This is a genomic window from Candidatus Merdisoma sp. HCP28S3_D10 (assembly GCF_052065835.1).
Classification (GTDB): domain Bacteria; phylum Bacillota; class Clostridia; order Lachnospirales; family Lachnospiraceae; genus Laedolimicola.
Genome location: NZ_JBQHTG010000002.1, coordinates 431,312 through 455,593 on the forward strand (window position 1 = coordinate 431,312; position 24,282 = coordinate 455,593).

Below are 24,282 nucleotides of genomic sequence, written 5' to 3' on the forward strand. Positions count from 1 at the left end.
GACAAAAAACTCCTCCTGAAAATTAGTCTATGACTCTGACACCTTCTACAAAGATGTTGATTTTCTCAATCGTCATTCCGGTGAACTCCTCCACCTTGTACTTTACATTGCTCATCAGATTGTCGGATACAGCGGAAATGCTCACGCCGTAAGCCACGATCACATGGAAGGAAAGCGTAATCTTGTTATCGTTGATCTGTACGTTTACGCCGCGGGTCAGGTTGTCTCCCTTCAGGAGCTTTACCAGTCCGTCTTTCATATTTACCATGGCCATTCCAACGATACCGAAGCACTCTACCGCTACGGAACCTGCATATCTGGCAATAACTTCCGGGTCAATCATGACCGCGCCCATCTGCGTATTCATAAGTCCCTTCATTATCATTACCTCCACTCTTATTTTAATTCACCAAAAAAGCCTGTGTCCTCCTTTTCCTCATCAGATGACACAGATATAGTGTATTATAACCTGTTTTTGCCGGAAAAGGAAGCTATTTTTCATACTTTATAAAAAATTGTAATATTTTTAAAATTATACTTGCAAAATATAGTGGTATCTGCTAAAATAACCTATGTTGCGAGCCTATATATAGGTTCACTATCGTTCAAGAGGAGGTGCAAACATGGCAAAGTGTGCAATCTGTGAAAAAGGCGCTCATTTCGGAAACAACGTCAGCCATTCACATAGACGTTCCAACAAGATGTGGAAATCCAATGTTAAGTCTGTAAAGGTTAAGGTTAACGGCGCTGCCAGAAAGATGTATGTATGTACATCCTGTCTGAAGTCCGGAGCAGTTGAGAGAGCTTAAGTTAAGATTGAAAAATTAGGAGCAGCCTGAGCCGCTCCTTTTTTTGTGCCTTTTTTCTTCTATTTCATCAAAACTGCCCCGATGAACCAAAGCACATATACGTGCACCGGATAGAATACGTAGTAAAAATACTTCCGGAACTTTGGAGTCAGGCTATCCCGTTTCCGCTTCTTTTTGCTGAATCCAAGCTTTCCGTTACAGGAAAGCACCAACGGCAGGGCGAAAATCATCATCCACTGGAAATCATTGTGAAACATGTGTGACAGATCGAATATCGGGCGGAAAGACGCTCCCCAGAGCACCAGTCCCGTCATAATCTCCATCAGGGCTACCAGCACATCGTGTCCCACCATGGAGAACAGCCGGCCCCAGAGACCAAAGGCAGAATTCACAAAGAACACCAGAAAGATTCCCAGATAGCCGAGAACCATTCTCTTCTTGCTCTTATCCTCCTTTGTAAAATAAAACAGAACACCCATCAGCACATACATCAGAGCCCCTTCACAGGTCAGGGCGCTTCCCAGTACGGCAGAACCGAAGTTCAGCACTGCGTAGGGTACTTCCACTACTTCATACAGCCCGGCCCACACGCCCGCGATAGCCACCTGGTAAAAAAGATAGTTACACCAGATCCTGAGCTTCCGCTTCGGGTGGCGGTTTGCGTACTCTATCACATCTACCAGAAAGGCAGAGGCAAAAAGCGTTGCAAACACATTGGTGGTTACAGCCGTTACCAGTCCTGTCTTCTGCGCCACAATGGACATCAGAAGGTTGAAGGCTGCCAGCAATACGCTCGCGATATACAGCCTCTTAAAATAGGCCTTCTTATCGCTGGTTTTTTCCAGACTCCACGCCATACAGTAGAAAAACAACGGCGCAGACAGCTTCCCAAGCCACTGGAAAACCACCGGCATCCCGGGGATCAGCGCCCCTACATAGTTAAGCACCATGGTAAACAGCGCGATCCGCTTTAATGTAGTTACAGACATTTCTTATCTCCCTTATCTTCCGCATTTTCCTCCGGACGAGAACAGATTATAACCCACAATCATCAGGGAAAAGGCTGCCAGCGCCCGCACAAACCAGCCGTTCACCGGCATAAAAAAGGTTGTCAGGATTCCGACGCCTATCCAGAACATCACAAAACCAAGCAGCTGCTTCATAAGGGCTCCCGGCGTGGTTTTCTTATCTTATTCTATGTCCGTTCCTCCGAAAATGTGTATCCTGCCCGGATCTTCGTTCCAGGTTTTAAGCCTCCGGCTCTTCCTTCTCGATAACGTCTACCGCGTCCTGAATAGCGTCCGCCACCGGGCTTTCGCTCTTCTTTCCGCCAGAGGTAAACTTATTGACAAAATCCGGCACCATATCCAGGATCTTTGTCACCGTATCCTGATTCTTCACATTAACCAGCTTTGTCACGCCGCCTGAAATCACCAGGATCGCGCTGGGTGAAATTCTCGCTCCCATACCACCGCCTGCGTTCTGCTTCTTTTCTCCGGCAAACGCGCCTGCGCCCACGCCGAAGGACACGTCCACCAGCGGTAAAATGATCGTATCGCCGATGGTTACCGCGTCGCCTACCACGGTCTTTGTCGTAATAAAGCTGTCCATTCCTTTAAACAGGGATTCTACTGTTGTATCAAATGTATTATTCATAAAAAAACCTCCTTCTGGTCCTTCCTGATTTCTGAATGTCGTTTTGCGTTAGCCAAGTCTTCGGTATACAAACCGGATATTCTTATCCCGGTACAGCTTCCAGGCTATCCGGGCGACCGTAAACAGCCGGATACGTCCCTTTGCATACAGTTCGCCCTCCAGCACCGTCTCTTGGAAATCGGGCGTTACCTTCACATTATCCATAAAAAGCGGATAAAATATACTGATACCGCCCAGAATCTGGCCGGTCAGAGCCGGATCCCCGGTACCGAAACGCACTTCTCCTCGCACCTTCCGTGGAAGCAGCTTTCCCAGCAATCTCTTTAGCTGACTCCATGCCAGGCTTACCGCAGCCTTTGTGCGCTCGTCGGTGGCAAAACGCTTGATTCTTTTTATTTTAACATAGAACCGATGTAATGTATATTTAAGATTTCTTAATTTTGATTTCACAGAGCTTCCGGAAGCCTTCTTTTTCTTATGAGCCGGTTCTTCTGTCCGCTCCTCAGGCGCCCTTTCAACCTCTTTTGCTACTGCTTCTTCCGTATCCTGCCCTGCGGCTGTTTCTGTCTGTTCCTCTCTGTCCGCCTCTGCGTCTTCCTCCCAGTCTGCGAAGACTTCTCTGGCTCCTTCCCGGATCTCCTGCTCTTTGGCCAGCAGATCCTTTACCGTAAAGAACAGCACCTTCACCTTTGCCGACAGTTCCCCGTCCCGGTAGCTGACCGGCAGCCTTATCAGGTGCAAAAGCCAGTGCACCCTTGCCTCCGCCTGCAGCTCTTCCCTTTTTCTGATGTGGATTTCGTACCGGACAGGCACAAAAAGAAGCAATGCCAGAACCAGAATCCCCAGACCCAGCACCGCCGCAAGAATGAGCAGCACTATTTTCAATATCATCAGAATACTATGCCACATGCTGTCATTTCTCCGTCCTGCCAAAATATTCCCGCACAGCGAAGCCTCCGGTCTGCCGGTAGATATCCCCTATCATCTCCTGCACCAGCTCCAGCGCCTCTTCATAGCCGGAAGCAATTCCCACCACAAAGAGATCCTGCCGGTAAAAGGCAGGCTGCTTCAGATGGGCCGCGTGAAAAATATCAAAGAGATTCTGCGGATTGGAGGCCAGGGTAATCAGATAAATGCTGAGCATTCCTATGCCACGGTTGGCTTTTCTTATAATCTTATCCTTTTTCTTTGCCGTTTTATCTGTCAGATAAAGATGTTCCGCCCACTGCATCCGTGAATCCTCTCCATATTTGAAAAATGAGGGTATCGAAATCTGCTTGCGACACCCTCTCTTCCTACTTAAAAATACTTTTTATTGCCCCAGAGATTACTCTTTTTCAGATCCAGGTACTCATTGTAGGCACGCTCCAGAATCTGCTTCTCATTGGAAAACTTCAGCAGATGATAGGCCTCATGGTACTTATAATAACCCGAATCTACAAAATACTCCTCGCGCTGTGGTTTACTGTAATAATTGTCTGCCATCATCAGATACCAGTGGACGTCCTTCTCAACGGTGTCCTCCGGCACTGTAAATGAATACTGGCTCTTACCAATATATTTGATAATAGCAGCCTCTACGCCTGTTTCCTCGCGCACTTCTCTTAACGCCGTTTCTTTAAACTCTTCTCCCGGCTCTACAGTCCCCTTCGGCAGCACCCAGCCCTCGTACCGGTTCTTGTAATTCTTGTACAAAAGCAGGATCTTACCTCGAAATATTACCACACCGCCACAACTGGTTGCTTCAATCATTGCAAAACCCCCTGTCCTGGTGTGTCTCAAACTAGATATAGTATACCGCTTTTTGGGGAATTTGACAAGCGTTTGTTACTCTGTCCCGTTCATCAGCTCGTTTAGTGTTTTATTGGCGTACCATTCCCGGAAAATCTGATGGGCAATGGGTACGGCGTATTCGCTACCGCTGCCCCGTTCCTCCACCAGTACGCAGACGGCGATATCCCGGCTTCCCGTATCGGAAAAGCCCACGAACCAGGCATGGCTCTTCTTCTTATCACTGGTGTATTCCGCTGTTCCGGTCTTGCCCGCTATCTCAAAGCCCAGATCCGAAAGCTTCTTTCCGGTTCCCTCCGTAACCACAGCCTTCATATATTCCGTCAGCGCTTCTGCCTCCTGTGCTGTCATCAGAGGACCATATTCCTCTGCCTCAAAGGTTTTCGCAGTTGTCCCCTTTGCGCTGCGCACCTCGTCCAGCAGGCAGGGCTTCATCAGCACGCCTCCGTTGGCAATGGTGCCTGCCAGCATCGCCATATGCACGGGCGATACCAGGGTTTCTCCCTGACCGATAGCCGTCATCATCTGCTGCGCCGGCGTCGCGTCTGCCGTCAGGGAAAAGGAGCTCTTGGAATACGTCAGCGGCAACGGAAGCTCCCCGTTAAACAGAAGCCCCTCACAGGTATTTTTCAGGGAAACCTCATTCAGGGACAGGCCGATGGTGGCAAAGGCTGAATTACAGGACTTGGCAAAGGCCTTTGTCAGATCCTCCGTTCCATGGGCCTTCTTATTGTAGCAACTGATGGTATAATTGCCCTCTGTCACCTTTCCCTTACAGTTGTAGGTGAAATCCGCGTAATCCGGATTTTCCCGCATATATTCCAGGAGAGTCACAATCTTGAAGGTCGATCCCGGCGCGTAGAGTCCCTGGGCTGCCCGGTTATACAGGACGCTGCTTCCGGAGGAATCCTCCGACGTCAGGGTATCCCATTTTTCATTGATGGTGCCCGGATCAAAATCCGGCTTGGATACCATGGCAAGAATCCGGCCGGTCTCCGGCTCCAGTACCACTACCGCGCCCCGGTTCTTCCCCAAAGCGTCGTAGGCCGTCCGCTGCAGGTCTATATCCAGTGTGGTAATCACATTGTCACCGGGACTTTTCTGATCCTTTACCTGATTTTTCAGCTGCTCCGCCGGAGAGATCCCGGAGGTCAGCAGATAATAATTGGCCAGCTGCTCGATTCCCGTATTTCCCCGGGTGGAATACCCCACCACATGGGCGAACAGGTTCGCGTAAGGGTATTCCCGGGTTTCCGTTCCGTCGGACGCCACCTTTGTTTCTGCCAGCACCGTATCGTCCGAAGCCAGGATGCTGCCGCGAATGACACGTTCCGCAAAAGCGTCCAGTCTGGCATTGTAGGGATTGTTCACCACATCCGGACTTAAGACCGCATCGAAATAGATAAAATATCCCGCCATCAGCGCAAACAGGCCGATGAACAGATAGGTAACCACTGCCAGCTCATGATTTTTCTTTTGCTTTCTTTGCTTTTCTTTCTTTTGTTCTGGCTGCCCGCTCTTTTTCAATCTGCAAATCCTCGTCTTCCTTTAATAGATACATTCCCTGGATAATGTAAAACATCAGAATGCTGGATACCAGGGAGCTTCCGCCGTAGCTGACCAGCGGAAGTGTCACCCCTGTGGAGGGAATGAAACGGATCGCTCCGCCAATCGTCAGAAATACCTGGAAGCCGTAAAAGGTTCCAAAGCCCAGAGCCGTATATTTATAAAACCGGTTCTTAATCTGCATGGCAATATTGATAAACATAATAAAGCAGCTCATACAGATCAGAATCAGGCAGAGGGCAAAGATACCGCCCAGCTCCTCCGCAATCGCGGAAAAAATAAAATCCTGCTCCACCACCGGTATTTTATTCGGCATTCCCAGGTTCAGACCCATACCAAACCATCTTCCGGTTCCAATGGCGAAAAGCGACTGGGTGATCTGATATCCCTCCTTTTCTATGACGCTGAAGGGATCTGTCCAAGCCAGCACCCGGATCCTCACATGGGCGAAGAGCCGGTATCCTATCACCGCAGCCACCGATCCGGCTCCCAGGCCTGCCAGAAAATACAAAGGCTTTTTGGTGGCTACATACAGCATAACCAGATAAGTTACAAAGAACAATAGCGCGCCGCCCAGATCGCTGGACGCCACCAGCACCAGCACATGGGCCGCCGCCAGAACCGTAGTCCGCACCACGTCCGCAAATTCCGTGCTCCGGCTCAGCATGGCCGCCACAAAGAATACAAAGGAGATCTTTACGAACTCACTGGGCTGGAATACCAGCCTGCCGATCACCAGGGAAAGCTTCGCCCCTGACGTGGTTTTTCCCACCACTGCCACTGCTATCAGAAGCGCCAGACCTCCGATTCCGTAGATCCAGGGAATCCCTTGCAGAAACGCGCATTTCCGAATCAGCACCGGCACAAGCAGCGCCAGGGCCAGCGCCGCCGCCGCAATCTGAAACTGCCGTACCGCCTTATCGTAAGACAGACGGGTCAGAATTACAAAGCCCACAGCCAGCAGCAGGCACATATTGTTCAGCACTAGCCGGTTGACCTTAGGATAGATTACCCTTGTGAATACCAGCACCGCCTGCAGCAGAAAAAACTGGAACCCGTAAAAGAGCAGCAGCTTCGGATCCTCCGTCTGCACATACAGCACCACAAAGGCCAGCGCGTGAATCAGAAAAAGATTCAGAATCTGAAGCCGGAAGCCGTGGCGCACCTCCTCCTGATCCCGTTTTTTCAGCACGGAATAACATAAGGAGGTATAAAGCGCAATCAAAATGATAAACGCGTATTTGGATAAATCTGTAATCAGAAAGACCATAGCTTTACTGTACTCCCCGTTTTAGATGTCCCTTCGTGTAGCTGTATTCCGGTTTTCTGCCCGGCATGCCGCCGCAAAACACCTCTGTGTAATCCTTTAGAATCTGACGAAGCTCCTTTTGGCTCTCCAGCGTAAAGCACAGCCGCAGGGACTCCGGCGCAAGCCGTTCGATCTCTTCTTTATTATTCAGGAGAGACAGGGGCTCACTGTTATAAATTACATTATAGCAATAACGGCAGTTATTCACCACCGGAAATTCCTTCTTATATCGATCCACCAGCATACGGACCGTCTCCTTATGGTCGCAGCGCTCCACCGTCCGGTGCAGGCAGCCTGCCGTCGTCATCAGCGGAAGATACCCGTAAGCAATCAGCTCGGCCCCGTCTGCGCCCCGCTCCCGAAGCTCCCTGTCATTGAGCTCCAGCGGAAGAGTTTCCCTTGAAATTCCCTGTTTTTTCCAGAATTCTGCTGCTTCCCGGTTCCAGCTGTACAGGTTGTGATCGCCAATCAGCGGCAGTCCGTCCAGCCCCTGCTCCTTTACGAATTCCAGCTCCTCCAGATTCTTCAGCACCAGACCGTCCAGTCCCGCCTTTTGCAAAAGGGAAATCCGTTCCTCAAACCATCGTCTGGCAGGCGTGCGGAAAATCGCAGGCAGCACCAGCAGACATTCCCTGCCTGCCTCATGGCACTGCTTCACATATTCCGGCAGGCGTTCAAAATCCAGCTTTTCACTGGTCAGATAAACCGCCTTCACTTGCGGAAATGCCAGCACCTCCTGCAGATACTCCCCATGCTCCAACTGTACCCGGAGTGTAAATTGATCAGGCTTCTCCGATCCTTCTCCGCTTTCCGGCGCCCGCAGGGGAGGTCTTTGCTCCCCGCAGCTTCTATAGCCTTCTTCCCTGCACCCGGCTGCCAGCTTTTCCAGAGCTTCCCGCCGCATCCGGTTCAGCTGGCCGTTGGGACAAAAGATCTCTCCCTCCATCTGAATCTCCAGCTTTTCGAAGGTAAAGGGCGTATCGCCGGTCTTCTGAAGCTGTTTTCTCAGATCTGCCTCCGTCATGGGCTGATTTTTCGGTATCTGCCCCGGCTCGCCCTCCACGCTGATCTCCAGATCCCCATAACGAACCCTCAGCTTAGATGGGGCATCCCCAGAAATCCGGAAGCTGCCTTCGATGGCCTCCTTCTTATTCTTGTCCAGATATTCTTTTTTTATCTCCTGAAGAAGTTCCTCGTACTGCTGCTTCTCCTTAAGCGCCTTCTTTCCCTTTTCTTCGAAATGACTGGGTCTTGTCAGGGAAATCATTTCCCGGCCGTTGTGCACCTCATAATAGCCTCTGGAAAAGCCACCCCGGTTATAAAGGGCCTGCAGCTCACCATAGTCCTTCGGTTCCACCCGGTACGCCTCTCTGCCGTATTCCAGATAGCGGTCGAGATATTTCCGGTAAATCCGTACAACCCCTGCCGTATACTCCGGCCGCTTCATCCGTCCTTCAATCTTCAGGGAACAGACGCCTGCCTCCAGCACCTCCGGCAGGATCTCAATGGTACACATATCCTTGGGGCTTAAAATATATTCCTCTCCCTTTTTTCCCAGAATCCGTCCTTCTCCTTTTAACTGATAGGGAAGACGGCAGGGCTGCGCGCACCGTCCCCGGTTTCCGCTCCGTCCGCCAAACATACTGCTCATCAGGCACTGTCCGGAATAACAATAGCAAAGGGCTCCATGCACAAAGCTCTCGATCTCCACATCTACCGTATCGTGAATCCGGCGAATCTCCTCAAGAGACAGCTCCCTGGCCGTCACCACACGGGACGCTCCCTGCTCTTTCAGGAATCTGGCTCCTTCGGCTCCCAGTACCGTCATCTGCGTACTGGCATGGATATCCAGGTCCGGAAAATTCTCCCTGATATAAGAAAACACGCCCAGATCCTGTACAATCACCGCATCCAGGCCGCTCTCGTAGTAGGGCTTCAGATACGCGCCCAGCTCCTCCATTTCCCCGTCTTTCAGGAGCGTATTGACCGTCATATAGAGATCACAGCCATGAAGATGGGCAAATTCTATGGCCTCCAGCATTCCTTTTTCGTCCGGATTGTCCGCATAGGCCCGGGCTCCGAAGCGGGTTCCGCCAATATATACCGCGTCTGCTCCCGCGTTAACCGCAGCCCGCAGACTGTCAAAGGAGCCTGCCGGAGCCAGAAGCTCTGTCTGATGTCTCATTTTCCTACCTCCATAAACACGCTTTCACAAAAGAAGGCGCCCAAATCTTCTCTGGCGCCCTCCTCTTTTTATTTCTGTTGTCTGTTGTTTCTGTTATTTGCGGAATTCTGTCCGGAGTTCTTTTTCTCTCCCTTCAGATTCTCCAGCTCAAGCTGCGCCTCGATCAGATCATGCCGGACGCCGTACAGCTCCCGTTCCTTCTTCTCCAGCTCAGCCGTCAGCTTTTCTACCTGATTCTTGGCTTTAAAATAATCGTCTGCCAGATTCATACTCAGCATCAGCTGGCGCTGGTCACTGCTCTGCTTCCGGTAATTCTCCGTCTTATGGCATTCGGTCATTTTTTCATTGATATAGACTGCTATCTGATGCAGATATTCCTGGCTCTCATATCCGCTGATCTTATAGACCCGGCCATCGACAACCACTTCTACCGCGTTTTTCATTGCCATCCTGTTCACGTCCTTTGATTTTTTGGATACCTGTTTCTATTATACCACAGGGGTCCCCTCCGGCACAACACCCAGGTGATGATATCCCAGCTCCGTAACCACCCGGCCCCGCGGCGTCCGGTTGATAAAGCCTTTTTTAATCAGATAGGGCTCATACACGTCCTCGATGGTGCCGGAATCCTCGCCGATGGCCGCCGCCAGGGTATCCAGGCCCACCGGACCCCCCATAAATTTCTCAATCATAGTCAGAAGAATCCGTCGATCGATCTGATCCAGCCCATAGCGATCCACCTCCAGCAGATCCAGCGCGAAATCCGCGATCTCCTTCGTGATCTTCCCATCGTATTTTACCTGGGCAAAATCACGTACCCGCTTCAGAAGCCTGTTCGCCAGTCGCGGCGTTCCCCGGGAGCGTCTGGCCAGCTCCAGAGCGCCTTTGGGGTCAATCTCCACGCCCAGCACCTGGGCCGATCTCTCCACAATCATCTGCAGCTCCTCGTCCGTATAGAACTCCAGATGATGTACCACGCCGAACCGATCCCGCAGCGGTGCCGTCAGAAGTCCCGCCCGGGTCGTTGCCCCAATCAGGGTAAAATGAGGCAGATCCAGCCGGATAGAACGGGCAGACGCCCCTTTTCCGATTACGATGTCAATGGCAAAATCCTCCATCGCCGGGTACAGCACTTCTTCCACCTGCCGGTTCAGCCTGTGGATCTCGTCCACAAAGAGTACGTCACCCTCGGACAGGTTATTGAGAATCGCCGCGATCTCTCCCGGCTTCTCGATAGCCGGACCGGAGGTCACCTTCAGATGGACGCCCATCTCATTGGCAATGATTCCTGCCAGTGTGGTCTTGCCCAGTCCCGGCGGGCCGTAAAACAGCACATGATCCAGAGATTCTCCCCGGTTTCTGGCTGCTTGGATATAGATTTTCAGATTTTCCTTGGCCTTCTCCTGGCCGATATATTCGTCCAGCGTCTGAGGCCGCAGACTGTAATCTGTGCGGATATCCTCCTCAATCGCCTCCGTTGTAATAATACGTTTTCCCATCTGTCTGTCTCCTAGAAGCTGATGTATTTAAGCGCCGCCTTCAAAAGCTCCTCTACGGTCATACCGTCAGCCGCCTCTACCTTTCTTACGGCCTTCAAGGCGTCCGAAGCGGAGTAACCCAACGCTGTCAGCGCTTCTACCGCCTCATTCCGGGCTTCGCTCAGATCCGGAGCCGTTCCTCTGGCTTCCTTTTGTCCGGCATTCTCAAGCCGGGTCTCAAAGGCCTCCTCCAGACTCAGCTTATCCTTCAGCTCCAGAATCAGCTTCCGGGCTGTCTTCAGGCCGATACCCGGCGCTTTTGCTATCGTCTTCGCGTCATCTGCCAGTATGGCAAAGCGCAGATCGTCCGCAGACAATGCCGTCAGTACGCCCAGGGCAGCCTTCGGGCCGATTCCGCTGACTCCCAGAAGCTGCTGAAACAGCTTCCGATCCTCCTTCGTAAAAAAGCCAAACAGAACGAAGGCATCCTCCCGTACCTGCAGGTGCGTATACAGGCGAAGCTCCTCTCCCACCGGGGGCAGCAGATCCAGATCCCGTCCAGAAAGCAGGATTCGATAGCCGATTCCGCCGCTCTCCAGAACTGCCACGCCTTCCTCCGGTTCTGCATAAGCTAAAGTACCTTTGATATACGCAATCATGACTATCTCCTATTCTGTGAAACCTGTACCGGTTTTCTTCTTCCGAAGGGCTTCGGTACCGTCAGTTGTTCTATAAACGGTACGCACAGATTCGATACCAGGATTGCGTACACCATACCCTCTTCTATCCCGGCCAGCCGAAGTGCCGCCGTCATGACGCCAATCAGAACGCCGTACCAGATCTGGCCCTTTCTCGTAATCGGTGACGTCACGCAGTCCGTCGCCACAAAGAAAGCTCCCAGAATCAGGCCGCCTCCCAGAAACTGTGTAGTGAAATAGAGCTGATCAAAGCCCTTTCCTGCGCCAAGAAACAGCGTAATCAGAAAGGAGATCCCAATCGCCGCCGGAATCCGCAGATGAATGATACCAAAGGCCAGCAGCAGTACCGCGCCAAGGAGCAGCATCGCCGCCGATACCGTACCGATACTGCCGTTGGTATTACCCCAGAGCATTGGATAAGGATCCACGGTCTGTCCGGATAAAAGCTGTCCCAGAAGCGTCTGGGAACCAAAGCTTCCAAAGCTGTAATCCTTCATATATTTCGGAAAAGCCAGAAACAGCAGGCAATAGCCTGAAAGGGCCGGGTTCAGTCGGTTCTTTCCAAGGCCTCCAAAAGGCAGCTTAACCACGCCGATGGCAAAGATACCGCCCAGCGCTCCCAGCCACAGAGGCGCGTTCACCGGCAGCATCAGAGCCAGCAGCACGCCTGTTACCATGGCGCTTCCATCTGTCACGGTCAGCGGCTTATCCCGAAAGGCCTCATAGGTAAATTCGGTAAGGGTACAGGTAACGATACATATCAACAGGTGTAAAAGTACCCGCGGTCCGAAATGAAGGATGCCGAAAATCTCCGCGGGAAGAAGCGCCAGAAGCATCATACGCATCATGCCCTCCGTAGTCATCGTTCCCTTTACATGGGGAAAGATCCATCTGTAATTTTTTTCTTCCATCTGATTCGATCCTCCCTATCGTTTTCCCTGTCCCAGAAGCTTCCGACGCATCTCCTGAATCGAAGGCGCCAGCAGTCTTCTGGCCGGGCACACAAAGCTGCAGCTTCCGCAGCCCAGACATTCCATACCGTTCATATCCCGGAACTCCTGTTCCTTTTCTGCCTCCGCCGCGTCAGAAAGCTTCGTGGGAAGCAGAGAAATGGGGCAGGCCTCCGCACAGGCTCCGCACCGGATACATACGCCGGGTTTATCGGAATAGTCCCGGCTCATGCAGAGAAAGCCTGTGACCGTCTTCGTTACCGGAACCTCCAGACTCTTCATTTCCACGCCCCGCATGGGACCTCCGCAGACATACTTTTCAGCCTTTTTCGCGTAACCGCCCGCAGCCTCCGGAAGCTCCGAAAAGCTGGTGCCGATCCGAACCAGGAAGTTTTTCGGATCCTTCAACGCTTTTCCGGTCACCGTCACAGCCCGCTTCGTCACCGGCAGGCCGAGAACCAGCGCCTCATAGATGGCGTGGAGCGTTTCCACATTCAGTACGATACAGCCCGCGTCCGCCGGAAGCTGGGACGCGTTGATCTCCGCGCCAGTGCAGGCGTAGATCAGCATACGCTCCGCGCCCTGGGGATACTTGGTTTCCAATACCCGGACCTCCATCCGCGGTTCACTTCCGCTGGCCAGCTGCATGGCTGTAATAGCGTCCCGTTTATTATCCTCCACGGCAAAAATACCGGTGGCACGCTCAAAAAGGCTCAAAACAATCCGAAGTCCCTCCACCAGACACTCCGGTGATTCCAGCATTCTGCGGTAATCGCTGGTCATATAGGGCTCACATTCGGTGCCATTGATCAGAACATAACGGATTCTCTTGGGATTCCGTACTGCCAGCTTGATATGGGTCGGGAATCCGGCTCCTCCCATGCCGACCACTCCGGCCTCCTGGATCCGGCGCAGGCGCTCGCCCACCTCCAGCTCCTGCCATGGCTTTATCTCCGGAACCGGCATTTTCTCATACAGGCCGTCATTTTCGACTACCACAGACAGAATCTCTTTTCCGGATACGGTTTTCCGCGGCTCAATCGCCTTTACCGTACCGGACACCGACGCATGAACCGGCGTGGAGATATCGCCGCTTGCCTTCGCAAGCAGCTGTCCCTCCAGTACCCGGTCTCCCACAGCCACCACCGGCACTGCCGTGCCGCCGATATGCTGACGCAGGGGATAGATCAGATCTCCCTTCGGCAGATACTCCTCCAATGCTTTTTCTCTCGTAAACCGCTTTCTCTTGTGCGGAAACACTCCGCCCTTAAAGGTCACATGTGCCATGAATTTTTATCACTCCGGTATTTTTTATTTCAACTCGTTACTGTTCTCTGGAATCCTTGCCAACCTTGCGTATCGCCCGCTCCTTCAGCGCCTGTGCCCGGGACTTCATATTCGGGTACGCGTTCATGGTACGTCTGGTAAATACGTTGCCCATGCCCTTCAGGCGTTCAAATCGCTTCTGCGCTGCGCTGATACGCTCTGCCAGCTCTGCCCTTCTGTTCTCCTGACGGCTTCTCAGCTCATCCGGCGTCTCACCGGCAAAGGCAACCATGGCGTTGACCCGTTCCTCAAGCCGGTGCTTAAGCTCCGGCACGTACTCATTCAGACGATAATGCGCCAGACGGCCCTTCAGCTCCTCTGTACTCTCATACAGCCTGCTGTTCTGAATATATTCGTAAAGCTCGTCCATAACCGCGTCCATATTCCGCAGCTTCTCGCCAATCTGCATGGCGTTCATATAGGACATACCGAAATCCACCGCATAGACCAGGGTCGCGATCCGCACCAGAAGTTCTCCGGTGGCCGCGCTGTACAACGCCACAATCCGCTCCACAAAGGGCTGGAATACATAAAAGAGAATCACGGAAAAGGCGCCCCAGCCCAGGGAGGCTCCCAGGCAAATCCGTCCCTGGAAATTATATTTGTTCTTACTGTAATCCCACCAGCTGGTATGGAAGAGCGTTTCCATCAGCACCGCCGTAGCATATTCCAGAATCGTCGGTACGATAACTCCGCCCAGATACAACAGGATGATATTTCCGGAAATCGGTTTCAGAATCAGGTAGACGATCACAGCGCCGAACCCGTAGATGGTACAGACCGGACCGGTGACAAAACCACGGTTGACCAGCTTTTTTTCTTTGAACGACACATAAGAGCTTTCCCAGAGCCACCCCAGGAAGCTGTAAATGTAAAACCAGTTGATAATATGGTATATATCTGTTCCGGCAATCTGTATCTCCCACATGCTGTTTTCTCTCCTGTAAATGTTCCCGGAAAATACACGAGGACACGCACGCCCAAGTGCCTGTCCTCCCGTCTGTGTATATCCGTTTTTAATTCAATGCTTACTCTTCCTCAGCAGCTACTGCGTCGATGTCTACGTCCTCAACATCTCCGGCATTCTCATTGCTCTGCAGAGCCTTCATGCTCAGGGAAATCTTCTTATCCTCGCCGTTGAAATCTACAACCTTTGCCTCGATCTCCTGACCGATGCTCAGTACGTCAGACGGCTTCTCCACATGCTCTCTGGAAATCTGGGATACGTGAAGCAGTGCGTCCACGCCCGGCTCCAGCTCTACGAATGCGCCAAAGTCTGTCATTCTTGCTACCTTACCGGTAACTACATTGCCTACTGCATACTTATCTGCAGCATACAGCCACGGATTCTGATCCTCGAACTTCAGGCTCAGGGCGATCTTGGTGTCACGGATATCCTTAATCAGAACATTGAGCTTCTCGCCAACCTTGAATACCTTCTTCGGGTTCTCTACGCGTCCCCAGGACATCTCAGAGATATGAAGCAGACCGTCTGCTCCGCCCAGATCTACGAATGCACCGAAATCGGTTACGTTCTTAACAACGCCCTCTACCACATCGCCTACATGGATGCGCTCGAAGAGCTCTTTCTGCTTCTCTGCCTTCTCAGCAACGATCAGCTGCTTGCGGTTGCCGATGATACGGCCGCGGCGCGGATTGAACTCTGTAATTACGAAGCTGATCTCCTGGCCTTCATACTTAGCCAGATTCTTCTCATAGGTATCAGATACCAGGCTTGCCGGGATAAATACTCTGGACTCATCTACAACAACACTTAAGCCGCCGTCCAGAACCTGGGTAACCGGTGCGGTCAGAACTTCCTCGTTCTCAAAAGCCTCTTTCAGACGCTTGCTGCCCTTCTCTGCTGCCAGACGCTTGTAGGTCAGGAGAACCTGTCCCTCGCCGTCATTTACCTTCAGAACCTTAACTTCCATTGTATCGCCTACATGGATCACTGTGGTCAGGTCTACCGGGCTGTTGCTGTACTCGCTCTTGGTCAGGATACCGTCGGATTTGTAGCCAATGTTCAAAATGGCTTCATCTTCTTTGACATCAATCACAGTGCCTTCGACAACCTCTCCGTTTCTTATTGTTTTCAGTGAACCTTCAAGCATTTGTTCAAAACTTAATTCTGACATGTTTTTGAACCTCCTCAATAATTTTGTTTGGGGTCGAAGCCCCTGCTGTAATACCTACGCAACGGATGGACTGCGATGTCTTCAAATCCAAATCATCAAGTGACTGTATATAGTAAGTATTTTCACATTCTTTTTTACATATTTCAAATAGCTTCTGTGTGTTGGAGCTGTGACGTCCCCCGATCACAATCATCGCATCTACATCGGCTGCAATTTCCCGGGCTTCCGTCTGCCGCTCCTCTGTTGCACTACAGATCGTATTTAAAACAATTATATCATACCCCTTTTTTGAAATAATTTCAACTATATCTTCAAATTTATTGTAATTAAATGTCGTCTGGGATACGATACACAGCTTTTCATCCGCCGGAATCCTGAGGTTTTCCGCCTCTTCCGGGGATTCCACCACGTAGGAGGGCGCTTTGCACCAGCCCCGGATTCCTTCCACCTCCGGGTGCTTCGCATTTCCGATAATCAGGATACGCCGGCCGTTGGCCTCCTCCTTCTGGGCAATCCGGTGAATCTTTTTGACAAAGGGACAGGTGGCATCCACCAGATTCACGCCCTGCCGCTCCAGCAGATCATAGACTTCCTTTCCCACTCCGTGGGCCCGGATAATCACGGTGCCTCCGGTCAGTTCCTTCAGCTCCTCCAGGGAGTTCAGGACGCGGACACCCTTTTTCTCCAGCTCCTGCACCACCATCTCATTGTGTACAATGGGGCCATAGGTGTAAATAGGGCCTTTCTCCTTCTCTATCTGCCCGTATACCGTATCCACCGCCCGGCGCACGCCGAAGCAGAACCCGGCCGTCTTCGCAAGCCTTACTTCCATATGCGCCTCCTCTAGCGGATCAGGGCGGTAATCGCCTCAATCACCTCTTCGATGGTCATATCAGAGGAATCCACGTAAACCGCATCCTCTGCCTGACGAAGAGGCGCGAATTCCCGCTCCATATCCCGCTTGTCACGTTCCACAATATCTGCCTCAATGGCTGCCAGATCGCAGCTCTCGCCCTTTTCGGTCAGCTCATCGTAACGGCGTTTCGCGCGGCAGGCTGGGGAGGCCGTCAGATATACCTTTACATTGGCCTTCGGAAGCACATAGGTGCCGATATCCCGGCCGTCCATCACGACGTTTTCCCGCTCAGCCAGTTCTCTCTGAAGCTCCACCAGCTTCAGGCGCACGTCCCGGTTGACCGAAGACGCCGAAGCCATATTACCTACCTCCTCGGTACGTAAGAAGCCGGTCACATTCTCCCCGTTCAGAAGCACCTGCTGGAGACCGTCCCGGTATACAATCGTAATGTCCGCGTCGCGGCTTGCCGCGCTGATTTTTTCACATTCGTCCGCCCGGATTCCCTGACGCAGCAGATACAGCGCCATAGCCCGGTACATGGCTCCCGTGTCCACGTAAATATAGCCCAGCTTCTTTGCTACTGCCTTGGCAATGGTACTTTTTCCTGCTCCCGCAGGTCCGTCAATCGCTATCTGATAACTCATATGTTCCTCCTCTATATCGCATTACCGGCCGCGTAGGCTGTGGACCAGGCAATCTGAAGGTTAAAGCCTCCGGTCACCGCATCCAGATCCAGCACCTCGCCGATAAAATATAATCCCTTTACTAATTTCGACTCCATGGTGGAAGGATTGATCTCCTTTACCGCCACGCCGCCCTTGGTGATAATGGCTTCCTTATAATCCCGAAGTCCGGTCACTGTCATGGACAGGCCCTTAGTCAGCCTTACGAAATTCAACCGTTCCTCCCGGGAGATATCATGAACCTTTTTATCCGGATCCATGCCGCTTAATCCTATCATGACCGGGGTCAGCTTTGCCGGAAACAGGCTGCCGATGACATTTTTAAAGCTTTTATTGGGGTTCGCGTCAAACTCTCTCAGCACCCTCTGATCCAGCTGTTCCTCGCTTAAGGCAGGCTTCAGATCCAGCACAGCCCGAAGCTCCTGCCGGGCTGCCAGAGTTCCCACAAAGCTGCTAGCTGTCAGCACCAGCGGTCCCGTAATGCCGAAATGGGTAAACATCATTTCCCCAAACTCCCGGAACACCTCTTTTTTCCCGTTGTAAATGCGAAGCTCCACATTTTTCAGGGAAAGTCCCTGTAATTCTTTTACAAAATCCTCCCGGATATTGAAAGGTGTCAGGGAAGGGATACAGTCTGTCACCTTATGTCCCGCTTCCTTTGCGAAGCGATATCCGTCGCCGGTCGAGCCCGTAACCGGATAGGAAAGCCCTCCGGTGGCTACGATCACTCCGTCGCCGTCCACCCGGGTCTTATCTGCCAGAATCAGCCCCCTGGCCTGTCCGTCCTCCAGAATCAGCTCCTTCACCTCTATATTCAGGTGAATCTCTACGCCGGCCCGGCGCATGCTGCGCCGCAGAGTATCCAGGACGTCTGCAGATTTGTCCGACAGGGGGAACACCCGCTCGCCCCGCTCGGTCTTGATTTTCAATCCCTCCTCTTCAAAGAAGGTCATAGCGTCCTTATTGGTAAAACCATAGAAAGCGCTGTACAAAAACCGGGAATTGGTCCGCACACTGGCAAAAAGAGCGTCCATATCGCAAGCATTGGTCAGATTACAGCGCCCCTTTCCTGTGATATACAGCTTCTTACCCAGCTTTTCATTTTTTTCATAGACGTGGACTTCGTGACCGTTACGTGCCGCGAAGATGGAGGCCAGCATACCGGCTGCGCCGCCGCCCACGATTAAAACCTTACTCATCCGCAAACTCCTGTTATGATCATTTAAAATTAAAAATAGAATCCAAAAACAGCGTTGGCGGGTTTCGCCAACGCTGTTAGTGTACCACATTTTTGCCCTATCGGCAATCTGTGATTTTTTTAACCGGATTAAACCGGATATGCTCCATTTTCGGTGTCCGCAACGGTTGCGTCCATCTTCTTCTGCTGTGCGTCTCTGTACTTGAAGAAGTCGGTAGCTACCTGCGGGAACAGTGCGTAGGTCAGAACGTCCTCCGGCTGCTCTTCGTACTGCTTCATCTCGCTCTCCAGAGTCTCCAATTCGTTCGGAACCAGGTCTGCCGGGCGGCAGGTGATCACCTCGGCGTCGCCGATACACTTCTTCTGAACCTCCGGATTGAAAGGCTTTACTGTCTTTCCGTAGTGTCCGGACAGCAGATCCTTGGACTCCTTGGTTACCATCTTGTAGCGCTCGCCGCCTACTACGTTCATAACAGCCTGTGTACCTACAATCTGGGAGGACGGAGTTACCAGCGGGCACTCACCGAAGTCCTTACGTACACGCGGAACCTCCTCCAGTACCTCGTAGTACTTGTCGGAAGCGCCCAGATCCTTCAGCTGGGAAGTCAGGTTGGACAGCATACCGCCCGGTACCTGATACAGCAGGGTCTTGATATTAACGCCCAGGTTCTTCGGATTCAGCAGGCCGCTCTCCAGAGCCTCGTCGCGCATGGGACGGAAGTAATCCGCGATCTCAGCAAGAAGCTTCTGATCATAACCTGTATCATAGGGAGTACCCTTGAAGGTTTCAACCATAACCTCGGTTGCCGGCTGGGAAGTTCCCAGAGCAAAGGGAGACATTGCGCAGTCGATGACGTCTACGCCGGCCTCTACTGCCTTTAAGTAGGTCATGGAAGCCACGCCGGAGGTATAGTGTGTATGCAGCTGAATCGGAATTTTGACGGTCTCTTTCAGTGCCTTAACCAGCTCAGTAGCCTTGTACGGAAGCAGCAGGCCGGCCATATCCTTGATACAGATGGAATTAGCGCCCATCTCCTCAATGTTCTTCGCCATGGTGGTCCAGTACTCCAGGGTGTAAGCGTCACCCAGGGTGTAGGACAGCGCTACCTGTGCATGGCCGTTCTCTTTGTTAGCAGCCTTTACTGCTGTCTGCAGGTTACGCAGATCGTTCAGGCAGTCAAAGATACGGATAATATCGATACCATTTGCGATAGATTTCTGTACAAAGTACTCTACTACATCGTCACCGTAGGGACGGTAACCCAGAATGTTCTGTCCACGGAATAGCATCTGCAGCGGAGTTTTCTTTGCCTTGTCTTTGATTTTACGAAGTCTCTCCCAGGGATCCTCATGCAGGAAACGAAGGGATGCGTCGAAGGTAGCTCCTCCCCAGCACTCCAGGGAATGGTAGCCTACCTGATCCAGTTTTTCCACGATGGGCAGCATCTGCTCTGTGGACATACGTGTAGCAATCAGAGACTGATGTGCGTCACGCAGTATAGTCTCGGTAATCTGTACCGGTTTCATATCTGACATAATAGTTCCTCCTATTATTACGGCTTCAAAGTCATATGCCTTATCGTGCAAGCGCGAATGACATCTGACTTTTTGAGCCTGGCATCATTAAAGCGGATATTCGCAATCCGCTTCGCTACTTGCTCATAACCGAATAACTGCTCCGCAGTTTATCAGAAGGAGCTTGTACCCCTCCTGATACAAGCAAGTCCCCACCCATTGCTTATTGCTTTTCGCAATTGAAGCAGGGGACTTACTTGATTCGGTTAAATTCCAAAAATTGCCATAAAAGTTCCGGCAGCTACGGCTGTACCGATAACTCCGGCTACGTTCGGTCCCATTGCATGCATCAGCAGGAAGTTGGTCGGATCTGCCTCCGCTCCTACCTTCTGTGATACACGGGCTGCCATCGGAACTGCGGAAACTCCGGCGGAACCGATCAGCGGGTTAATCTTGCCCTTGCTGAGCACGTACATAAGCTTGCCCAGAAGAACGCCGGCCGCGGTACCGAACGCGAACGCAATCAGACCCAGGGCTACGATCTTCAATGTGCTGATATTCAGGAATGCCTCTGCGCTGGTGGTTGCTCCTACGGAGGTACCAAGCAGAATAACAACGATGTACATCAGGGCGTTGGACGCTGTATCCATCAGCTGACGTACCACGCCGGACTCGCGGAACAGGTTACCCAGCATCAGGGCACCTACCAGCGGAGCGGTGGTCGGCAGAATCAGGCAGACAACGATGGTTACAATAATCGGGAACAGGATCTTCTCCAGCTTGGATACCGGACGAAGCTGCTCCATCTTGATTTTACGCTCTTTCTCGGTTGTCAGCAGCTTCATGATAGGCGGCTGAATAATCGGAACCAGAGACATATAGGAATAAGCAGCTACCGCAATAGGTCCAAGCAAAGCGGTCTGCTCCAGCTTTCCGGCCAGGAAGATGGAAGTCGGGCCGTCTGCTCCACCGATGATGGAGATAGCCGCTGCCGCCTTGTTGGAAAAGCCCATGAGCATAGCGCCCAGATAAGCTGCGAAAATACCGAACTGAGCTGCTGCTCCCAGAAGGAAGCTCTTCGGATTCGCGATCAGCGGACCGAAGTCGGTCATGGCTCCGACGCCCATGAAGATCAGGGACGGCAGGACAGACCACTCATCCAGTACATAGAAGTAGTACAGAAGTCCGCCTACTCCGTTTGATGTTTCCTCCGGACTTGCGATAATATCCGGATAAATATTTACAAGAAGCATACCAAAAGCGATCGGAACCAGAAGAAGAGGCTCGTACTCTTTTTTGATAGCCAGATACAGGAACACGCATGCCACCAGGACCATGACGTAATTTCCCCAGGTCAGGTTAAAAAACGCGGTCTGATGCATGAGGTTTCCCAGGGTTTCTAAAATGTATCCCATGTCTTAACCTCCGTTGATTTCTCTTAAGGCTATGCCATTAGTTCAGGGATGCCAGTAAATCTCCGGACTCTACAGCCTGTCCTACGCTTACGTTGATGCCTGCTACTGTGCCGTCCTGGGGTGCTACTACCGGGATCTCCATCTTCATTGCCTCAAGAATGATGATGCTGTCACCGGACTTCACTGCCTGTCCGACACTTGCCTCTACCTTCAGTACCTTGCCCGGTACGGAAGCTTTTACTGCTACTGCGCCTGCTGCCGCGGGAGCTGCTGCCTTCGGAGCTGCTGCCGGTGCCGGTGCTGCTGCGGGAGCTGCCGCTGCGGGAGCTGCTGCTACTGCGCCTGCGCCCTTTTCTTCAACGACTACATCATAAGCTACGCCATTTACGGTAATTGTATAATTTTTCATCTCTATGAATCCTCCTAAATATGAGCATGCGTTATGCTTTTTTCCATTTATTGTTGCTTCTGCGCTTGATAGAACGTACTACAAAGCCATCTGCAGATGTACCCTCTGCCGCCGCAATTGCCGCGGTGATGACGGCGATAAGCTGCAGATCGTCTGCAGGCGCCGCTTCCACAGGCGCTGCCGCTGCCGGTACCGGTGCTGCTGCTTTTTCTGTCTCTGCCTTCTTCTTTCCGCGATTTTCGAATACGGAAACATACCGGAACAGGGAAATAATAAACGCCAGAAGAATCAGCACAGCAAATACGGAGCCCATACCGATCAGGGTATTCAGGGCTGCCTTCTCGGCAATCTCACCCTTGCTGTAAATGGGGTCCATGGTTACGGTTGTAATAATGTTGTCCTTATCAAACTCCAGACTCAGACGCATGTTATGATCGGTGAACTCATAGACAGCGCTGTAGGTTACATTGCCGTCCTTATCCGTGGTACCGCCTTCATATTCCTCCACGCCTACGAAATCACCCAGTTCATCCAGGTTTGCGTCGTATGACTTCAGAAGGCTTAAGTAAGCGTCTGCGGTAAAGTCAAACTTCTGTCCGGTTCCGCCGATATAGGGATACAGAGCTACCTGCTGCTCAAAATCATCATAGTTCTCTTCCAGATTGTTTAACTGAGCCTCCAGTGTCGCTGCGTCTGTACCAACCAGCATATTCACACAGCTGTCAAGCTTGCTCTGGTAAAGCTCTTCCTCGGGAAGCGCTTCCTTTGCGCCGCAGCCGGTCAGTACAAGAAGTCCCATAAGGAGCAGCAGAGCCGATAATTTATTCAAGCTTCGTTTCATACTCTCACTCCTCTTAGACGGTTCCGTGTTTCTTCGCCGGACGGTCCTCTCTCTTGGTAAATAACATCTCAAACGCGCCGATCACATACTTTCTTGTATCCTGCGCCTCGATAACGGTGTCCACATAACCGCGTGCAGCCGCTGCGTCTACGCTGTCCTGAAGAGCCGCGTACTCTGCCGCCTTCTCCTTCTGGGTTTCAGCGTCCGCGTCCGCATACATGACCTTTGCTGCCAGGGAAGCGTCCATCATGCCGATCTTCGCGTCCTTCCATGCGTATACCAGATCCGCGCCGATTCCCTTGCTGTTCATCATCACATAAGCGCTGCCGTAAGCTTCGCCTGCGATTACATTCACCTTTGGAACGGTTGCGTTCGCGAATGCGTAGGTAAGCTTTGCCGCTGCCTTGCCGATATTGCGCTCGGTGCACAGGGAAGCCTTAAAGCCCTTTACATTGGTAATGGTCAGAACCGGGATGTTGAACGCGTCACAGAACTCTACGAACTCTGCTGCCTTCTGAGCACCGCGTGCTGTCATCTCCTGCTCTCCGTTGGCTACCGCACCTACGGTCATGCCGTTCAGACGGATAAAGCCTGTTACCATATCCTTTGCGTAAGCTGCCTTTGTCTCAAAGAAAACCTTGCCGTCAGCGATGGTGGAAAGGATATAGGATGCGGAGTACTCTACGCCCTGAAGCTCTGCGCATACACGGTTCAGATCGTCCACACACTCGGTATAGGAGGAATCCTCCTCATTGTTTGCGGGAAGCATGCTTACCAGCGCGCGAATCTGAGCAAGGATACCTGCCTCATCCGCAACTACATCTACGCTGCCTGCTTCTTCTGCCTGGAACGCAGCGGAAGCGCTGTCACACTTCTTTGTATTGTTGCCTGCGATGGCATTGGGAGAATTCACAAAGAGCTTTGCGTCCTTCTCTTCCATAAAGGTAAAATCTGTAAGTCCCGGTACCATAGCCAGTCCGCCGCCGCAGTTTCCGAATACTGCCGTAATCTGCGGAACAACTCCGGACGCAAGCGTCTGCTGGGTATAAATCTCTCCGAACGCGTTCAGGGCGTCTACGCCCTCCTGCAGACGGATACCCGCGCAGTCGATCAGACCGATGACCGGTGCTCCCATCTTACATGCCAGCTCGTACAGACGTACAATCTTCTTTGCATGCATCTCACCCAGGGTTCCGTTCAGTACGGAAGCATCCTGACTGTACACATAGACAAGATTACCGTCAATTAGACCATAGCCGGTAACTACTCCGTCTGACGGGCACTTAGACTGCTGCAGATTAAAATCAGTGCTTCTGGCAGTCACCTGTCCGCCGATTTCCACAAAACTGTTCCCGTCCAACAGACCTTCAATTCTTCTGCAAGCCGGGCTCTGTGCTGTATTACTCATTTCCAGCCCTCCAAATATTTATTTGATAGTGTATTGTATAACCTGCCATTG

26 protein-coding genes are annotated in these 24,282 nt (G+C 51.9%); 1 reads left to right on the forward strand and 25 read right to left on the reverse strand.

All coding sequences use genetic code 11. The annotated features are described in order from the left end of the window. Positions 1 to 22 precede the first annotated feature (22 nt). Positions 23 to 379 carry an Asp23/Gls24 family envelope stress response protein gene (locus ACTNCH_RS07240; RefSeq protein ID WP_158362048.1) on the reverse strand — a complete coding sequence of 119 codons (357 nt, stop codon included), beginning with the start codon at positions 377 to 379 and terminating at the stop codon, positions 23 to 25. A 244-nt stretch (positions 380 to 623) separates the two neighbouring features. On the opposite strand from ACTNCH_RS07240, the gene rpmB reads away from it, so the two are divergent. Further along, on the forward strand, positions 624 to 809 hold the full coding sequence (gene rpmB / locus ACTNCH_RS07245) for a 50S ribosomal protein L28 (protein WP_158362047.1): 186 nt from the start codon (positions 624 to 626) through the stop codon (positions 807 to 809). 59 nt (positions 810 to 868) lie between these two features. Here rpmB and ACTNCH_RS07250 read toward each other — a convergent pair whose 3' ends face one another. From ACTNCH_RS07250 to ACTNCH_RS07365, 24 genes are all read right to left on the reverse strand, one after another. Continuing rightward, a complete protein-coding gene (locus tag ACTNCH_RS07250) occupies positions 869 to 1,798 on the reverse strand; it encodes a TraX family protein (RefSeq protein WP_441017373.1) in 930 nt (309 codons plus the stop codon). 12 nt (positions 1,799 to 1,810) lie between these two features. Then, positions 1,811 to 1,972, reverse strand: coding sequence for a hypothetical protein (locus ACTNCH_RS07255; RefSeq protein WP_178038553.1), 162 nt, complete (start codon positions 1,970 to 1,972; stop codon positions 1,811 to 1,813). Positions 1,973 to 2,057: 85 nt separating this feature from the next. Beyond that, positions 2,058 to 2,465 carry a GerW family sporulation protein gene (locus ACTNCH_RS07260; protein ID WP_441017377.1) on the reverse strand — a complete coding sequence of 136 codons (408 nt, stop codon included), beginning with the start codon at positions 2,463 to 2,465 and terminating at the stop codon, positions 2,058 to 2,060. 48 nt (positions 2,466 to 2,513) lie between these two features. Further along, positions 2,514 to 3,374, reverse strand: a complete 861-nt coding sequence (locus ACTNCH_RS07265) for a DUF2953 domain-containing protein (protein ID WP_441017380.1) — start codon at positions 3,372 to 3,374, stop codon at positions 2,514 to 2,516. Positions 3,375 to 3,378: 4 nt separating this feature from the next. Continuing rightward, on the reverse strand, positions 3,379 to 3,696 hold the full coding sequence (locus ACTNCH_RS07270) for a hypothetical protein (RefSeq protein ID WP_441017383.1): 318 nt from the start codon (positions 3,694 to 3,696) through the stop codon (positions 3,379 to 3,381). Positions 3,697 to 3,764: 68 nt separating this feature from the next. Continuing rightward, entirely contained in the window at positions 3,765 to 4,217 is a 453-nt protein-coding gene (locus ACTNCH_RS07275; RefSeq protein ID WP_441017386.1) for an NUDIX hydrolase, read from the reverse strand. A 75-nt stretch (positions 4,218 to 4,292) separates the two neighbouring features. Beyond that, a complete protein-coding gene (locus ACTNCH_RS07280; protein ID WP_441017390.1) occupies positions 4,293 to 5,783 on the reverse strand; it encodes a peptidoglycan D,D-transpeptidase FtsI family protein in 1,491 nt (496 codons plus the stop codon). Next, the gene (locus ACTNCH_RS07285; RefSeq protein ID WP_441017393.1) at positions 5,719 to 7,092 is read right to left on the reverse strand and encodes an FtsW/RodA/SpoVE family cell cycle protein; all 1,374 of its coding nucleotides are present in this window, start codon (positions 7,090 to 7,092) and stop codon (positions 5,719 to 5,721) included. The genes ACTNCH_RS07280 and ACTNCH_RS07285 overlap by 65 nt, the downstream gene beginning before the upstream one ends. A gap of 4 nt (positions 7,093 to 7,096) precedes the next feature. Continuing rightward, positions 7,097 to 9,316: a DUF3656 domain-containing U32 family peptidase gene (locus ACTNCH_RS07290; RefSeq protein ID WP_441017396.1), complete on the reverse strand. Its 2,220-nt coding sequence runs from the start codon at positions 9,314 to 9,316 to the stop codon at positions 7,097 to 7,099. Positions 9,317 to 9,384: 68 nt separating this feature from the next. Further along, the gene (locus ACTNCH_RS07295) at positions 9,385 to 9,765 is read right to left on the reverse strand and encodes a cell division protein ZapA (RefSeq protein ID WP_441017399.1); all 381 of its coding nucleotides are present in this window, start codon (positions 9,763 to 9,765) and stop codon (positions 9,385 to 9,387) included. Positions 9,766 to 9,804: 39 nt separating this feature from the next. Further along, positions 9,805 to 10,815: a Holliday junction branch migration DNA helicase RuvB gene (gene ruvB, locus ACTNCH_RS07300; RefSeq protein WP_441017402.1), complete on the reverse strand. Its 1,011-nt coding sequence runs from the start codon at positions 10,813 to 10,815 to the stop codon at positions 9,805 to 9,807. An 11-nt stretch (positions 10,816 to 10,826) separates the two neighbouring features. After that, positions 10,827 to 11,453 (reverse strand): Holliday junction branch migration protein RuvA, encoded by a 627-nt coding sequence (gene ruvA, locus ACTNCH_RS07305; protein WP_441017404.1) that lies wholly within the window; start codon positions 11,451 to 11,453, stop codon positions 10,827 to 10,829. Between the two features lie 2 nt (positions 11,454 to 11,455). Then, positions 11,456 to 12,403 carry an RnfABCDGE type electron transport complex subunit D gene (locus ACTNCH_RS07310; RefSeq protein ID WP_441017407.1) on the reverse strand — a complete coding sequence of 316 codons (948 nt, stop codon included), beginning with the start codon at positions 12,401 to 12,403 and terminating at the stop codon, positions 11,456 to 11,458. Positions 12,404 to 12,418: 15 nt separating this feature from the next. Further along, complete coding sequence (gene rsxC, locus ACTNCH_RS07315) at positions 12,419 to 13,729, reverse strand: electron transport complex subunit RsxC (protein ID WP_441017410.1); 1,311 nt, start codon at positions 13,727 to 13,729, stop codon at positions 12,419 to 12,421. 37 nt (positions 13,730 to 13,766) lie between these two features. Then, the gene (locus tag ACTNCH_RS07320; protein ID WP_441017413.1) at positions 13,767 to 14,696 is read right to left on the reverse strand and encodes a putative ABC transporter permease; all 930 of its coding nucleotides are present in this window, start codon (positions 14,694 to 14,696) and stop codon (positions 13,767 to 13,769) included. 100 nt (positions 14,697 to 14,796) lie between these two features. After that, positions 14,797 to 15,906, reverse strand: a complete 1,110-nt coding sequence (rpsA, locus tag ACTNCH_RS07325) for a 30S ribosomal protein S1 (protein WP_158362033.1) — start codon at positions 15,904 to 15,906, stop codon at positions 14,797 to 14,799. Beyond that, positions 15,887 to 16,738: a 4-hydroxy-3-methylbut-2-enyl diphosphate reductase gene (ispH, locus tag ACTNCH_RS07330; RefSeq protein WP_441017416.1), complete on the reverse strand. Its 852-nt coding sequence runs from the start codon at positions 16,736 to 16,738 to the stop codon at positions 15,887 to 15,889. The genes rpsA and ispH overlap by 20 nt, the downstream gene beginning before the upstream one ends. An 11-nt stretch (positions 16,739 to 16,749) precedes the next feature. Continuing rightward, on the reverse strand, positions 16,750 to 17,406 hold the full coding sequence (cmk, locus tag ACTNCH_RS07335; protein WP_441017419.1) for a (d)CMP kinase: 657 nt from the start codon (positions 17,404 to 17,406) through the stop codon (positions 16,750 to 16,752). Positions 17,407 to 17,417: 11 nt separating this feature from the next. Further along, positions 17,418 to 18,644, reverse strand: a complete 1,227-nt coding sequence (locus ACTNCH_RS07340) for an NAD(P)/FAD-dependent oxidoreductase (protein ID WP_441017422.1) — start codon at positions 18,642 to 18,644, stop codon at positions 17,418 to 17,420. 128 nt (positions 18,645 to 18,772) lie between these two features. After that, positions 18,773 to 20,179, reverse strand: a complete 1,407-nt coding sequence (locus ACTNCH_RS07345) for an oxaloacetate decarboxylase subunit alpha (protein ID WP_178038571.1) — start codon at positions 20,177 to 20,179, stop codon at positions 18,773 to 18,775. 245 nt (positions 20,180 to 20,424) lie between these two features. After that, positions 20,425 to 21,573, reverse strand: a complete 1,149-nt coding sequence (locus ACTNCH_RS07350) for a sodium ion-translocating decarboxylase subunit beta (protein WP_441017426.1) — start codon at positions 21,571 to 21,573, stop codon at positions 20,425 to 20,427. A 37-nt stretch (positions 21,574 to 21,610) separates the two neighbouring features. Beyond that, positions 21,611 to 21,982 carry a biotin/lipoyl-containing protein gene (locus ACTNCH_RS07355; protein ID WP_186873490.1) on the reverse strand — a complete coding sequence of 124 codons (372 nt, stop codon included), beginning with the start codon at positions 21,980 to 21,982 and terminating at the stop codon, positions 21,611 to 21,613. Positions 21,983 to 22,013: 31 nt separating this feature from the next. Further along, positions 22,014 to 22,823 carry an OadG family protein gene (locus ACTNCH_RS07360; RefSeq protein WP_441017431.1) on the reverse strand — a complete coding sequence of 270 codons (810 nt, stop codon included), beginning with the start codon at positions 22,821 to 22,823 and terminating at the stop codon, positions 22,014 to 22,016. A 13-nt stretch (positions 22,824 to 22,836) separates the two neighbouring features. Beyond that, positions 22,837 to 24,231, reverse strand: a complete 1,395-nt coding sequence (locus tag ACTNCH_RS07365; RefSeq protein ID WP_441017434.1) for an acyl-CoA carboxylase subunit beta — start codon at positions 24,229 to 24,231, stop codon at positions 22,837 to 22,839. Positions 24,232 to 24,282 lie beyond the last annotated feature (51 nt).